The organism is Lactobacillus kullabergensis, assembly GCF_000967195.1.
In the GTDB taxonomy this organism is placed as follows: Bacteria; Bacillota; Bacilli; order Lactobacillales; family Lactobacillaceae; genus Lactobacillus; species Lactobacillus kullabergensis.
This window is the reverse complement of the sequence record NZ_KQ033871.1, coordinates 1,133,828-1,148,531: the sequence shown is the minus strand read 5'-3', so window position 1 is coordinate 1,148,531 and position 14,704 is coordinate 1,133,828. Positions and strand designations below refer to the sequence as shown.

Genomic DNA, 14,704 nt, shown 5'->3' with positions numbered 1-14,704 from the left:
CAGCGTTTACATTAAAGAGTAAATTTATCATGTTAGCAGTAGCTAAATTATGATTTTAGTAAGAAGGGAATTATAATGGAATATCATAAAATTAATCAAACTGATTTGGATAACCTAAGCAAGTTCATTTCAGATCCAGAAAGGTTTATTACTAAACCAACTAAGCACTGGGATCATGACCAATTTGGTACAGTCAAAGCTATGCCAGATTTGGTAATTCAACCAACAAGCAATGAAGAGGTAATGAATGTTGTTAAATACGCTAGTGATCATTTAATACCTTTGGTTCCAAGGGGAAATTCAACTGGTTTAATGGGAGCTAACCTTGCTGTTGATGGCGGAATTTCACTTGACATGATCAAAATGAACAAGGTTTTGGAATATGATCCAGAAAGTTTGACTATGACTGTTCAAGCAGGATTAAGATTGAAAGACTTGGACGAATATTTAGCTGATAAGCCTTTCATGTATATGCCTGCTCCAGCCATGCACTGGGCAACTATTGGTGGTAATGTTTCCACAAATGCAGGTGGACTCAAAGCTATCAAATATGGCGTTACCAGAGAGCACATTCGTGAGATCAAAGTAGTTTTGACTAACGGAAAATTATATAAATTTGGCTCCAAAGCAGTTAAATCGTCTTCAGGCTATTCACTAAAAGATTTAATTATTGGATCAGAAGGAACTTTGGGTGTTGTAACTGAAGTTACAATTCGTTTATATCCAAGACCTCACAAATCTATCAATGCCATTATTCCATTTCCAACTTTGAATGACGCTATTAGATCAGTACCAGCTATTCTGAAATCTGGAGTTGTACCAACTACTGTTGAATTTATGGGACGTAAAGTTGTTAAACTCTGGGAAACATACGCTAAAGACGAATTTCCGATTAAGCATGGTGATGGTTTCATTATCATTGGAATTGACGCCTTTACGGAAGATGAATGGAAAGCAGAACTTGACGAAACTTTAGAAGTTGTTAAACCGTTTAAAGCGGAAAAGGCAATTGTATTGAGTGCTGATTCTGATGAAGCTAAGAAGATTTGGAAATGTCGTGAAGAGTTATTGCTTGCTATTCAAAACTCAACACCAAAGATGGATGAAATTGATGTCTGTGTTCCAATCAACCACATTCCTGTAGTTTTAGACCGAATTGAAGAGCTAGAGAAGGAATTGAACATTAGAATTCCAAACTTTGGTCATGCTGGAGACGGCAACCTGCATATTTACCTTTGCTCAGACGATATGACTGATGAAGAATATGCAAAAACAAGTGATAAAGTAATTTCTGAATTATACAAGACTGCTAAATCACTTGATGGAAATATGTCTGGTGAACATGGTATTGGTTACGCTAGAGCAAATTACTATGAAGACTTTTATGGTAAAGAATATACTGACTTACTACGCAAGGTTAAAAAGTTATTCGATCCTAATTATATTGTTAACCCAGGGAAGATTTTTGAACCTTAATTCGTATCCTAATTCATAGTGTATATGTGCGTTTAATAACAAAAAAAGCTGACAAAGTATATTTGTCAGCTTTTTTGTGTAGATTAAATTATTAATACTACTTATTTAACATGTACCTTCTAGTCATTGGTAAGTTTTTACCTGAAGGTCCTTTAGTAATCAGATATTGTACAACATCGATGTTGCCAGATTCAAAAGAAGCAGCGCAAGCTTGCAGGTATAAATCCCACATTCGAGTAAAACGCTCACCCATATTCTTTTGAATTTGATCCCGTTTAGCATTAAAATTTTTATCCCAAATTTCTAGTGTTTTTTGGTAATGTCTTCTAAGCATTTCCAAATCCGTAATTTGCATGTTGTTTTCGACAATATGACTGATATTTTCACTTAATCCTGGTACATAACCACCTGGGAAAATGTACTTGTTAATCCAAGCGTTCTTGGCACCGCCTTGTTGACGTGTGATGCCATGAATGAGAGCTACGCCATCTTTCTTTAAATATTTTGAAACATCGGCAAAGTATTGACCTAAATTTTCTTTACCGACGTGTTCAAACATTCCTACAGAGGTAATGTAATCCCATTGTTCATTTCCCAACTCGCGGTAGTCTTCTAACTTAACTTCTGCAATATCTTGCAAGTTTTGGTCGTATATTTTCTTTTGCACAAGTTTATACTGCTCTTCACTCAGAGTTACACCAGTTACTTTTAAGCCATATTCTTTGGCAGCAACCAACATTAGAGTACCCCAGCCACATCCAATATCAAGTAATGTCTTTCCTTTTTCAGGATGTAATTTATTTAAAATATGATGGATTTTATTCAATTGTGCTGTTTCAAGGTCATCATTTTCATTTTCAAAATATGCACACGAATATGTTAAAGTAGGGTCAAGCCATAATTTATAAAAGTCGTTACCGATATCATAGTGACTTTGAACATCTTTTTCGCTTTGTGCTTCAGTGTGTTTTTCTTTTGGTAAAAATTTACGAAATTTACTGGACCGCATGAAACTTCCGGCACTTTCATAAGCTCCGCAAATTAGTTTTTGCAAACTGCCCTTGATTTCGATTCTTTTATCCATATATGCTTCGCCTAAAGCAAGAGAAGCATTTTTTGAGATAGCACTAGTCGGAATTTTCTCGTTAAAAATTATCTCTATATTTGGAGTACCGTTTCCGTATACTTCACTTTTGCCATCCCAGTATGTTACTTTGACAGGGAAAGGAAAGGACTTGCTTAACATAGCTCTATAAAAACTTTTTTCTAACAATTTTGAAATCCTCCATCTAACTTTTTTACATTTTTATTTTAACACTTGTTCATTGAGCTAATGTTTAAAGAGTAATTTTTTATTTAGGTTGATAATGAAAATTGGGGTTTTGTTCGTAGTCAACTTTATCCCAGGCTTTTTTAAGTTTATTGTCTAACATAGCTTCGTTTTCGTGAGTGAGTTTTATTTTACGGTCAACCATAAATGGCTCCCCGAAACAAACTTCTAAAGGTTTGCGTTTTAATAAACCAGTGAAAGTTAGTGGCCCCTGATAGACCACTGGTACTATAGGCTTGTTTGATAATTTGGCAATGGCAATTGTGCCGCCTTTCATTTCCGATGAATGCCTGGTACCTGAGGGAAAAATAATTAAGGAATAATTACCTTTTCTCAATCCATTAATGGGAGTTTTTAAGGCTGAAGGTCCAGGATGTTTACGGTCTACAGGAAATGCATGAGCGTGTTTTAAGATGAACCGTAGTAATGGATTTTTAAACAATTCTATTTTAGCCATGAACATGAACTCTTTTGGACTTGCCGCTAAGGCGAATAAAATCGGTTCCCACCAAGTTCTATGTGGTGCTGCCAAGATATAGTTCCCTGCGGGAATTCTTTCCTTATGATTAACGTGTAAATGTCCGTTTAATAGCCAAACTATAAAGCGAGCTACCGGACGAATAAAATGATAAAACATAATTTCCTCCAATTGATGTAAAATATTATAACAAAGCTGCGAGAGAGGACAAATTTTTATGGAAAAATTATTGAAAAATGAACGCATTGATTATATGTACAATGATGATTTAAAAATAATCCAAAACAAATCATCTTTCAGCTTTTCATTAGATACTCTGCTTTTAGCAGCAACTGCAAAAGATTCAATTAAAGATAATTCCAAAGTGGCGGATTTATGTGCTGGCAATTGTGCAGCAACAATGTATATGGCTTATTTTAACCGTGCCAAATATGATGCGGTTGAAATACAGGAAGAAGTGGCTTCACAAGCTGAACGTTCTATTGCGTTAAATAATATGGAAAATCGTATCCAGGTTTTTCAAAAAAATGTCAAAGATGCTCCAGTTTTTTTACGAAAAGATTCCTATGATGTGATTGTCGTGAATCCACCTTACTTTAAAGTTGCACAAAATCATAAGGTAAATCCTGATCCAGCAAAGGCTATTGCCCGACATGAAATCTTAATTAATTTGGAAGAAATAATTTTTGTAGCCAGTGCATTGCTTAAAATGAAAGGCAAATTATTTATGGTTCATCGACCAGAGCGTTTAAATGAAATTGCCTATTTTTGTCTTAAACATGATTTGAGTATTAAGTTTGTACAGCCATATGTTTCTCATCGAGGAGAAAACTGCAATTTAATAATTATTGAAGCAGTTAAGCATACCGGTAGCGATGGTCTGGTATTAAGGGATGCCATTGAGGTACATGATAAAAACGGTAATTATCTTCCTCCGATTCAGCGTATAATCAGAGAAACGGAATCGGATAGAGCAAAAAGGCAAAAGAGTAGGAGATATTATTTTTATGTACTCTTATGCAAAGATAATAGCTTCTATGGTGGCTTTACTGATGATTTATCCAAACGACTAAAAGCACATAATAGCGGCAAAGGTGCCAAGTATACAAAGTCCCGCAGACCGGTTAAACTGCTTTACCACGAAGAGTTTAAAGATAAGAAGTTGGCGCTTAAAAGGGAATATTGGTTTAAGCACCATAACAGATTATGGAAGGAAAGATTTTTAAGAGAACATAAAGTTAACTTTTAACCTTGCATCTTAAACAATAATCTAGTATTATTTTAACGTATGCCTTTATGCATATGTATAAAAAACATCAAGAGCAATCAGTATTTAGGTGCCATACAAATGGTGAAATACTGAAATGACCGCTTGAGAGGATTAAAACCATAGGAGGAAGTTAATATGTCAGTAGTTTCAATGAAACAATTGCTTGAAGCCGGTGTCCACTTTGGTCACCAAACTAGAAGATGGGATCCAAAGATGGCTCCTTATATCTTTACACAAAGAAATGGTATTTATATCATTGATTTGCAAAAAACCATCAAAATGTTAGATGATGCTTATGCATTCGTAAGAGCTGTTGCTCAAAACGGTGGCGTTATTCTTTTTGTTGGTACTAAGAAACAAGCTCAAGATTCAATTGCTGAAGAAGCTACTCGTGCTGGTCAATACTACGTTAACCAACGTTGGTTAGGTGGTACATTGACTAACTGGAAGACTATCCAGAGCCGAGTACAAAGATTAAAAGATTTAAAGAAAATGTCAGAAGATGGCACATTTGATGTATTGCCAAAGAAGGAAGCTTCTCTTTTGACAAAAGAAAAGGATAAATTGGAAAGATTCTTAGGTGGTATTGAGGATATGCCTAGAATTCCAGATGTTTTATTCGTAGTCGATCCTAAAAAGGAAAAGATTGCTGTTCATGAAGCTAATATTTTAGGAATTCCTGTAGTAGCTATGGTCGACACTAACACTGATCCAGACCCTGTTGACGTAGTTATTCCTGCAAACGACGATGCTATCCGTGCTATTCGTTTGATTTCAGGCGCTATGGCTGATGCTGTTATTGAAGGTAAGCAAGGTCAAGATGATGACAATGCTGAAGCAGAGATGGCTAAGGGTGCAGAAGAAAAACAAGCAGATACTGAAGCTGATGCAGAAAAAACAGTAGAAGCTGAAGAAACTTCTGACTCAGATGAAGACTAGTTTTGATTATTAATAAGTTTTTATTTGAAAGGAAAAATAATGGCAAACATTACTGCTAAACAAGTAAAAGAATTGCGTGACCGCACTGGCGCCGGTATGATGGATTCTAAGAAGGCTTTGGTTAAAGCTGATGGTGATATTGAAAAGGCAATTGACATTTTAAGAGAAAATGGTGTTGCTAAAGCTGCTAAAAAGAGTGGCCGTATTGCTGCTGAAGGCTTAGCTGAATATGCTTTTGATGGAAATGATGCTGTTGTAGTAGAAATTAACTCTGAAACAGACTTTGTTTCATCTAATGATAAATTTATTAAGTTAGTTGATGATGTGACCAAGGCAATTTTAGCGGCTAAACCTGCTAACGTTGAAGAAGCATTAAAATCACCAATGGGTGATTCCACAATTGGCGAGGAAATTACCAACCTTACTGCTGTCATTGGTGAAAAAATCACTTTAAGAAGATTTGATCTAATTACTAAGAATGATGATGAAGTCTTTGGTGCATACAAGCACAATGGTGGTGCAATTGTTGCAGTTGTTACCTTAAAAGGCAACAGTGAGGAAGCAGCTAAGAACATTGCAATGCACGTTGCCGCAATTAACCCAGAATACTTGAACAAGGATTCAGTACCAAAGGCTGATTTTGATCGTCAGAAAGAAGTTTTCACTAAGGAAACTGAAAATGAAGGCAAGCCTGCTAAAATCATTCCTAAGATTGTTGAGGGCAGAGTAAACAAGTATCTCAGTGAAATTTGTTTGGTGGACCAACCATACGTTAAAGATGGTGATATGACAGTAGCTGAATATGCTAAATCAGAAGGCTGCGAAGTTGTTGGCTACAAACGTTACGAAGTTGGCGAAGGTATCGAAAAGAAGCAAGAAGACTTTGCTGCTGAAGTAAAAGAACAAATGAAATAGATAAATATTCTTATTTATTCAATTAAAAGCTCTTATCTCTATAGATGAGGGCTTTTTGTTATATTTAAAAAAGTAAATTGTATATTAACAAAATTAGGCAAAAAATTAGTTAAATTTTGCTTAACCTTTAATTTTCTAACTCCATTAATGATTAATTTGGTTTTTAATTAATATCAATTAAGAATTAGAAATTAGTTTAATCGGAGGTATTTATGGGTTTCTGGGTTATGATTTTGTCTTTGGTATTTGGAGCAATTCTAATCTATCTTAGTCTTGATAGTAAGTTTTCAAAGCTAGCAAAAAGAATTTCCTTTGTAGTAGGATTCCTACTGATAGTGGGTGCTATTTTCATAGCTACTCCAACTGGAGCCGAATTTGTGATGAAAATTACCTAATTTTAATGAAATCGCTTGCAAAAAAATAGCACACCATGTATACTTTAAAACTGCACTGTTAACTTACAGGGCAGTTTTTTAGTTTTTAATGGAGGCGTGAAAATGGAATTTACTGAGCAAGATTATGAAAATCGTAAAAATTTTGTCAAAGGTTTGTTTTCTTTAGGCGGATTAAGTGAAAGCGGCAAATCAGCTGCTGGAATTTATTTTGACAGCATTGGTATCAAGCGAATGAAGATTATTGCAGTAGAAAAAGAAATGATGATAGAACGCAATTATCAGTTCTCTGGGCATCCATCAGAACAAGATTTCACCAATCTTTATGCTAAAGACACTGAAAAGGTGTTTAAAGAGTTCTTATACCGTTTAATAGGTAAAATGCAAGATGAAAATATTCATTATGCATCAATTGAAAGCTTATACCGTTCAGAATTAGGTGTCTACCTTAAAAAAGAACTAGGTTCTAAAATGATGAACATTTACATTGAAGCGCCTCTTGAAGTTCGCGCTCAAAGAGAATACAAAAAGCAAACAATTGATAACGGTAAAAACTTTACTTTTGAACAAATAATTGAGCGAACCAAAAAGAAGGATCAGTTCAAAATCAAGCATGGAGCACTTAAAGTAAAGGATATAGCAGATATTATTGTTAACAATGATTCTTTTGTAGAAAATGAAAAGCAATATTTAAATATTATGGCAGGCATTGCTTCTATAGTAAAAAAGTAAAAAATAAAGCACTTTGTTTTAATTATTGTCAAAGTGCTTTTTATTTGAAAATATTTGTTATTTTAGACTAAGCATACTTAAGAACTTTTTCGCTTTTGACCACCAAATATGAAGATCGTATGCTGAAGTGAAAGAAAGTATCCACGTCAGGATCCATGTGCCAAAAAAGGTAAAGAATGGATGATACATAGCATGATAGCTAATGTTTAGTCCGCGCCAAATCAGTTGATTCCAAAATACATTTGATAAATATGCTCGATAGGCATAAGTTGCTAAAAAGTGAAAGACTTTCAAGCAAGTTTTAGAGTTGTGTCTAATATTAAATAAACATAATGCAGCTACTAAAGCTATAACGGCTAAACAGTAAAATGTCATAGACGGCTTATAATATGGGGCATTAGCGAAGTTAACTGGATGTCCAAAACCATGTAATTCAAAATTTGTCCATAAAAAGCATGCAACAAAACCAACTAAGATCAGCCACCAAAACTTATATAAAAACGTATTGACATAATCTCTAAATTGCCAGGCCAATACACCATAGACACCATAAATAAAGAAAGAAATAAAAATACGATCTAGCAGATACCAGTTCTTTTCTTGTGGACCATGAAAAACGTAAAAGTCATAAAACCAGAGCCATGCAAAATATAAAACAAAAGTAATAGCGGCAACTAGTAAACCACGTTTAACATTGTTACCAACATAGCGGCTAATAGCCCGGAAAATAGGCATTAAAATTATAAATTGCAACATCATTGTGTTATACCACAGGTGAGGAGCAGCGTTACCATTAACAAATTGCCAGCAAAAGGAACTAAAATTATTAAATCTGTTTATCTGTTGAAGCCAGGGCATTCCCAGCAAGTAAATAAGTGTCCACCAAAATGTAGGAACAAACAGATTTGACCAACTTGATCGCATATACTGCTTGTAAGAAAAAGTGCCATCTAAATCATTTATTCGAATTGTTGAGTATAAAATGCCAAAAATAAAAGCAGGAGCTGTATATTTAACAAAATTATACATAATACCAAAAATATCTTGCGTATGAAAAGGTTGGCCCACTTCCATAATTAAAGCCATGATTGGTTGCGCCATTACAGCAGTGCATGCGAATACTTTCAAATAATCTCCTACATCAGCAATATTGGATGATTTGTATGAATACTTTTTCATTTTTAGTTTGAAAATTCACTTTCTTTTAGCTTATATTTTTTAAAATTTTGAGATACTAATATTTTCTATTATAAACTCAAAAAAGGATATCAATCAGACGATGAAGTTTTTTACAATAAGAACTAAAATAAATTTTTGAATTTATTATTTTAGTTATATTATAGATGGAGAGAGTTTTCATACATACGTATAGTATTTATTTTTACTTTAATAAAGGAGACAAAATGTTATCAAAAAGAAATGACTATGACTTGGTTGTAATTGGCTCAGGATTATCTGGTCAAGCAGCTGCGGCAGCTTCTGTTGAAAAAGGCTTAAACACTTTAGTGGTTGAGAAAGCTCGAACAACAGGTGGATCTGGAAATTATGTAGAAGGTATTTTTGCTGTAAATAGTAAAATGCAGAAAAAGCAGGGAATTAATCTGTCTGAAAAAGAAATTTTGCATGACGAACAAGAATTTTCCCATTTTGAGGCAGATACAATGATATGGAAAGACTATATTGCGCAGTCTGCTAAAAATGTTGAATGGTTAAATAATATTGGAGTTAAATTCGATGGTGTAGCAACACTTGGTGCAGGACTCAACACTTGGCATATGTTTAAGGGTTTAGGTAATCATGCAATTCACGATGCACTGCAGCCGTATTCTGAAAAAAACGGTGTGGAATTTATCACTTCAGCTGCAGCAGTTAATCTTCTACAAAATAGCACTGGAAATATTACTGGAGTAATTATTGAAGATTTTGCAACCAAAAAACAAAAGGAAATTAAGACTAAAGCGGTAATATTGGCTACTGGCGGTTACTTAAATAACAGAAAAATGCTTTTGAAGTATTTCAATTCTAATGCGAATAGAATTATTCCCATGAATTCTGGGAAAAGTGATGGTTCAGGTCTTCGACTAGCATGGAATGCTGGCGCTAAAAAGTTTGGAATGGGTATGGCAATGATGTTTGGAGGACAGATAAAAGAAGATACTATTCCCTCATATCAATTTTGGAAAACAGATATTGGTATTGCAAGTTGTGAAATGGCTCCGCTTTGGGTTAATGAAGTTGGGCAGAGATTCGTTGACGAAAGTGTTTTTAGAATATGGGCGCATGCTGGAAATGCTATTATCAGACAAGAAAAGGTATACGCGATATTTGATCAGGCTATCCTGGATGAGTTTGCTGATAAAAAATTACCTAGGAGTTTAAAACCGCTTTCTGATCGTACTAGACTGGATAAGTTGAAAAGCATGATTTCTAAAGCTGAGGAAAAGCGCATGTCGTTTTTGACTAAAGCTGATTCTATTGCTGAGTTGGCTGAAAAACTGCACCTGCCTCAATTAGCAGAAACAGTTAAGCGATATAATCAGTTAGCACTTATAAAAAAAGATGAAGATTTTGAAAAACCAGCAAACTACCTTAAGACCATCCAAAAAGGTCCTTTTTATGCTTTTGAATTGGGTGTAGGAGCTTATTGTACAATGGGTGGTTTGAGAGTAAACCGCAAAAATGAAGTCTTAGATGAAAATGGTAGACAAATATCTGGATTATATGCCGTTGGATCTGATGCCTCAGCTGTTCTTGTGGGTGATACCTATGGTGTAAATGTTCCTGGTTCTGAAGCAGGGTATTGTATTTATTCAGGTAGAACAGCTGTCGATAATATTGCAATGTTAACTCATTAGAAAATCACATTTAAAAAGACTAATTAAGAGTTCTATAATGGCCAGATTTATGTTTAACTTTTTAGGTGCACTTCACTAATAGCAAGTATTAATATCTATTTAACGCTGATCTCTTAGTTTTTATTTAGCTTTTTTAAACAATAACTCTAACATTCCTGCTATTTAAACTTTTTTCATTATTGTTGACGTTATTGCTATTAGTAAAATACATATGTCAAGAGCCTGAAGATGATTTACAGTGGCAAAATCTTTTCCAGGCTTTTGTTTATTTGAATGTGCCATTGACCTAGAAATAAAACTATTGGCTGATTTTATTTTGAATGTCAAATAGTTGTTTGAAGAGAATATTTGAGATAATGTAATAAGGTTGTTTGCAATAGTTAATATGAATTATGTGAAAGAGTGTAATGAAAAATTATTTAAGTATTGATATCGGCGGAACTGAAATTAAATTTGCAAAATTGGATTATGCTGGAAATATAATCGAAAAAGACAAAATTGCTACTGTTAAAAATAAAACTGAGTTTTTGAAAAAAATAGATCAAATTGTAATACATTATATTTTAGATATAAAAGGCTTGGCTTTTTGCTCTCCTGGAAAAATTGAAAACAATAAAATCAGATTTGGTGGTTCATTACCTTTTTTGGATGGAATTGATTTTGCAGAAATTTATGGTAAAAAGTATAGGATTCCGGTAGCGGTAATAAATGATGGCAAGGCCAGCGTTTTAGCAGAAAATTGGCTAGGCAGTTTAAAGGGTGAGTCGAACTGTGCTGCAATTACGCTCGGAACCGGCGTTGGTGGGGGCATAATAATTAATGGTCATCTATTGCGAGGCTCACATTATCAAGCAGGTGAATTAAGTTTTATGATTAGTAATTTATCCCGCCCTAAAGATATGGAAGGTACCGTAGGAAGTAATGGTTCTGGTGTGAATTTTGTTAAATCAATTAATCGTAAACTAAATCATAAGAATGTAAATGACGGATTGCATGCTTTTGAAGCAATAAAGTCCGGTAAAAGAGAAGCTGTGGAGATTTTTAATGATTATTGTTTAAAAGTAGCAACTTTAATTCTTAATATTCAAACAGTAGTAGATTTAGATAAAATAGCTGTCGGTGGCGGCATAAGTGCGCAACCGATTTTAATCAGTGGTATCAATAAAGCTTATGAAAAGTTGGTTAATGACTATAATCCGATTATTGGTGATACTTTGACTAAACCGGCAATCGTATCTGCTCATTTTAGAAACGATTCGAATTTATACGGATCGCTTTATAATTTATTACTTCAAATTAATAGAGAAAATAAATATTAATTATATTTTGAAAATCTCGAAGTAGATAACTTTGAGATTTTTTGTTTTCTCCCGTTACTTTTTAGCTCAAAGAATTTTTTTAAGAAATTCCACTCTTTTATTTCTAAGTCTACATTTGCCCTTTTTATATGGTAGAATAACTAAAGTTAATAGAGGAGGTTGTCATGACTAAAGTTAAGTATAAGCGAATAGTTTTGAAAATTTCTGGTGAGGCTCTGGCTGGTGATGAAGGAACCGGTATAAATCCTACTGTCATTAGTCATTTAGCAAAGGAAATTAAATCTGTTCACGATTTGGGAGTTGACATTGGTATCGTCTGTGGTGGCGGTAATATGTGGCGTGGAGAAACTGGCGCAAAACTAGGGATGGAACGTTCACAGGCTGATTATATGGGGATGCTTGCTACCATAATGAACGGGTTAGCTCTTCAAGATGGCTTGGAACATGTAGGCGTACCAACTAGATTGCAAACATCAATTGAAATGAGGCAAATAGCAGAACCCTATATTAGGAGAAAAGCTATTCACCACATGGAAAAAGGACGCGTAGTTATTATGGGTGGCGGCACTGGTAATCCCTATTTCTCTACCGACACAACTGCTGCTTTAAGAGCTGCGGAAATAGGTGCTGACGTGATCCTAATGGCTAAAAATGGAGTTGACGGAGTTTACTCCGCTGATCCAAAGGTTGATCCGCATGCCAAAAAATACAGTGAACTTTCTCAACTAGATATTATTTCTAAAAACTTAAAAGTCATGGACAGAACTGCAAGCTCACTTTCAATGGATACCAACATTCCTCTTATCGTATTTAATGTTAATACTGAAGGTAACATAAAAAAAGTGGTATTAGGTGAGAATATTGGAACAGTAATCGGAGGAAAAAATAATGAATAATGACGCAATAAAAAAAGCTCAAGATAATATGAAAAAATCAATTACTGTTTTTCAAAAAAACTTGAGCTCTATTCGTGCTGGTGTTGCTAACGCAGCTCTACTTGATGGGGTAAAAGTTGACTATTATGGAGCGCCTACTCCGTTAACGCAAATGTCTAGTGTTACTATTCCTGAGCCACGCGTGTTATTAATTACACCTTATGATCAGAACAGTCTCGATGATATTGAACATGCACTCTTGGCGTCCAATTTGGGTTTGACTCCTGCAAATGATGGTAAGGTCATTCGTCTTGTTATTCCACAATTAACTGGTGAGAGACGTCAAGAAATTGCCAAAGAAGTCAATAAAATGGCTGAAGAAAGTAAAATTGCAATCAGAAATGTTCGTCGTGAAGCTATGAATAGTCTTAAAAAGCAGCAAAAAGATGATGAAATCACCGAAGATGAACAGCGCAATTTGGAAAAGAAAGTGCAAAAAGTTACTGACGATGCAACAAAGCAGATTGACCAAATTGCAGAAGAAAAACGTAAAGAGATTACCCAGGGCTAATAAATGGCAGATAAAAAAAATCAGTTGAACCATTTAGCTATCATTATGGATGGTAATGGTCGTTGGGCAACAAAGCAAGGCAAGCCACGAATTGCAGGTCATTACGAAGGTATGAACAACGTAGAAAGAATAACTTTGGCAGCCAACCAATTAGGCATCAAAGTTTTATCCTTATATGCGTTTTCTACTGAAAACTGGGGTAGACCTAAAGAAGAAGTAGCATATCTGATGAACTTACCTGTACGCTTTTTTGATAAGTTTATGCCAACCTTAATGAAAGAAAATGTCAAAGTGAACATTATGGGCTATTTAAACGAGTTACCCTCTAAGACCTATGATGTAGTGCAGAGAGCAATGGCTGAAACTGCTAATAACAGTGGTTTAATTTTAAACTTTGCTTTTAACTATGGCTCCCGAAGAGAAATTACTACAGCAGTAAAAGAAATTGCTACTCTTGTTGAAACAGGTAGTATTACTAGTGATGAAATTTCTGAAAAAATGATTTCTCAGAGATTAATGACTGCAAGTTTTGGTAAATACAGTGATCCAGATTTATTAATCAGAACATCTGGTGAGCAAAGAATATCTAATTTCATGTTATGGCAATTAGCATATTCAGAACTTGCTTTTAGTAAGAAAAACTGGCCTGATTTTACTAGAGAAGATCTAGAAAAATTTGTTATTGATTTTCAAAATCGTCATCGACGTTTCGGTAAAGTCGATGAATCGGATAGTTAGGTAAATATATGAAACAACGTGTAATCACAGCAGTTATTGCTTTAATTTTATTTATTCCTATCGTCATAGCTGGCGGGCTTTGGATGGATTGGCTCACCGTTTTGTTTGCGGCCGTTGGTATCAGTGAATTCTTTTTAATGAAAAAACAAATATTGGTTTCAGTAAACTTTATACTAGCTTTACTTGCCACTATTGTTTGGGCAGTTCCTGATAGTTTTCTTAGGTCAATGCCATTCCATTGGACAAAATATGGCATTTATTTTGCCTTGATAATGTTAATGTTGACATGGACAGTTTTAACTAAAAATAAAACTACTTTTGATGATGTAGCGGTTTATACCTTAGGCTCATTATATGTTGGAACCGGCTTTCATTACATGGCAAGTATCAGAAATGCTGACAATGGACTTGCACTTCTTTGCTATGTTTTTGTTGTAGTTTGGTTAACAGATACCGGGGCCTACATGATAGGGCGTAAAATTGGTAAACATAAGTTGTGGCCTGTAATCAGTCCTAATAAGACATGGGAAGGTTCAATTGGTGGCACAATTTGTGCTGTAATTTGTGCCGCAATTTATGTTTACTTTGTTAACTTGAACCATTCACAAGTCGAAATGACTATTTTTGCCCTTGTATTATCAATTGTAGGACAAATGGGAGATTTGGTTGAATCAGCTTATAAGAGATACTATGGTGTTAAAGACTCAGGCAAGATATTGCCTGGTCATGGTGGAATCCTTGATCGTTTTGACAGCATGCTCTTTGTTTTACCTGTTTTTGCTGCTTTGATGGGAATCATACACTAGGGGGATTT

At 34.7% G+C, this 14,704-nt stretch carries 15 protein-coding genes; 12 read left to right on the top strand and 3 right to left on the bottom strand.

Annotation, left to right across the window (positions count from 1 at the left end; genetic code table 11):
• The first annotated feature begins 75 nt into the window (after positions 1 to 75).
• Entirely contained in the window at positions 76 to 1,476 is a 1,401-nt protein-coding gene (locus JF76_RS05905; protein WP_045928226.1) for an FAD-binding oxidoreductase, read from the top strand.
• A gap of 97 nt (positions 1,477 to 1,573) precedes the next feature.
• Here JF76_RS05905 and JF76_RS05900 read toward each other — a convergent pair whose 3' ends face one another.
• Both JF76_RS05900 and JF76_RS05895 read right to left on the bottom strand, forming a co-directional pair.
• Complete coding sequence (locus JF76_RS05900; RefSeq protein WP_045928225.1) at positions 1,574 to 2,749, bottom strand: SAM-dependent methyltransferase; 1,176 nt, start codon at positions 2,747 to 2,749, stop codon at positions 1,574 to 1,576.
• A 79-nt stretch (positions 2,750 to 2,828) separates the two neighbouring features.
• The gene (locus tag JF76_RS05895) at positions 2,829 to 3,443 is read right to left on the bottom strand and encodes a lysophospholipid acyltransferase family protein (RefSeq protein WP_045928224.1); all 615 of its coding nucleotides are present in this window, start codon (positions 3,441 to 3,443) and stop codon (positions 2,829 to 2,831) included.
• A gap of 58 nt (positions 3,444 to 3,501) precedes the next feature.
• Here JF76_RS05895 and JF76_RS05890 point away from each other — a divergent pair, with 58 nt between their 5' ends.
• From JF76_RS05890 to JF76_RS05870, 5 genes are all read left to right on the top strand, one after another.
• Positions 3,502 to 4,533 carry a GIY-YIG nuclease family protein gene (locus tag JF76_RS05890; RefSeq protein WP_045928223.1) on the top strand — a complete coding sequence of 344 codons (1,032 nt, stop codon included), beginning with the start codon at positions 3,502 to 3,504 and terminating at the stop codon, positions 4,531 to 4,533.
• A gap of 156 nt (positions 4,534 to 4,689) precedes the next feature.
• Complete coding sequence (gene rpsB, locus JF76_RS05885) at positions 4,690 to 5,493, top strand: 30S ribosomal protein S2 (RefSeq protein ID WP_045928222.1); 804 nt, start codon at positions 4,690 to 4,692, stop codon at positions 5,491 to 5,493.
• 39 nt (positions 5,494 to 5,532) lie between these two features.
• Positions 5,533 to 6,408 carry a translation elongation factor Ts gene (gene tsf, locus JF76_RS05880; protein ID WP_045928221.1) on the top strand — a complete coding sequence of 292 codons (876 nt, stop codon included), beginning with the start codon at positions 5,533 to 5,535 and terminating at the stop codon, positions 6,406 to 6,408.
• A gap of 212 nt (positions 6,409 to 6,620) precedes the next feature.
• Positions 6,621 to 6,803, top strand: coding sequence for a hypothetical protein (locus JF76_RS05875; protein WP_045928220.1), 183 nt, complete (start codon positions 6,621 to 6,623; stop codon positions 6,801 to 6,803).
• A 102-nt stretch (positions 6,804 to 6,905) separates the two neighbouring features.
• Positions 6,906 to 7,532, top strand: coding sequence for a nucleoside/nucleotide kinase family protein (locus tag JF76_RS05870; RefSeq protein ID WP_045928219.1), 627 nt, complete (start codon positions 6,906 to 6,908; stop codon positions 7,530 to 7,532).
• A gap of 57 nt (positions 7,533 to 7,589) precedes the next feature.
• Here JF76_RS05870 and JF76_RS05865 read toward each other — a convergent pair whose 3' ends face one another.
• Complete coding sequence (locus JF76_RS05865; protein WP_045928218.1) at positions 7,590 to 8,711, bottom strand: acyltransferase family protein; 1,122 nt, start codon at positions 8,709 to 8,711, stop codon at positions 7,590 to 7,592.
• Between the two features lie 224 nt (positions 8,712 to 8,935).
• Between JF76_RS05865 and vprA the strand changes: the two genes are divergently transcribed.
• The 6 genes from vprA to JF76_RS05835 all read left to right on the top strand — a co-directional run bounded on the left by vprA (position 8,936) and on the right by JF76_RS05835 (position 14,696).
• Positions 8,936 to 10,387, top strand: a complete 1,452-nt coding sequence (gene vprA / locus JF76_RS05860) for a vinyl phenol reductase (RefSeq protein ID WP_045928217.1) — start codon at positions 8,936 to 8,938, stop codon at positions 10,385 to 10,387.
• Between the two features lie 407 nt (positions 10,388 to 10,794).
• A complete protein-coding gene (locus JF76_RS05855) occupies positions 10,795 to 11,706 on the top strand; it encodes an ROK family protein (protein ID WP_045928216.1) in 912 nt (303 codons plus the stop codon).
• A 164-nt stretch (positions 11,707 to 11,870) separates the two neighbouring features.
• The gene (gene pyrH / locus JF76_RS05850) at positions 11,871 to 12,602 is read left to right on the top strand and encodes a UMP kinase (RefSeq protein WP_045928215.1); all 732 of its coding nucleotides are present in this window, start codon (positions 11,871 to 11,873) and stop codon (positions 12,600 to 12,602) included.
• On the top strand, positions 12,595 to 13,152 hold the full coding sequence (gene frr, locus JF76_RS05845) for a ribosome recycling factor (RefSeq protein WP_045928214.1): 558 nt from the start codon (positions 12,595 to 12,597) through the stop codon (positions 13,150 to 13,152). The genes pyrH and frr overlap by 8 nt, the downstream gene beginning before the upstream one ends.
• 3 nt (positions 13,153 to 13,155) lie before the next feature.
• The gene (locus tag JF76_RS05840; protein ID WP_045928213.1) at positions 13,156 to 13,890 is read left to right on the top strand and encodes an isoprenyl transferase; all 735 of its coding nucleotides are present in this window, start codon (positions 13,156 to 13,158) and stop codon (positions 13,888 to 13,890) included.
• An 8-nt stretch (positions 13,891 to 13,898) separates the two neighbouring features.
• Entirely contained in the window at positions 13,899 to 14,696 is a 798-nt protein-coding gene (locus tag JF76_RS05835; protein ID WP_045928212.1) for a phosphatidate cytidylyltransferase, read from the top strand.
• Positions 14,697 to 14,704: the final 8 nt, after the last annotated feature.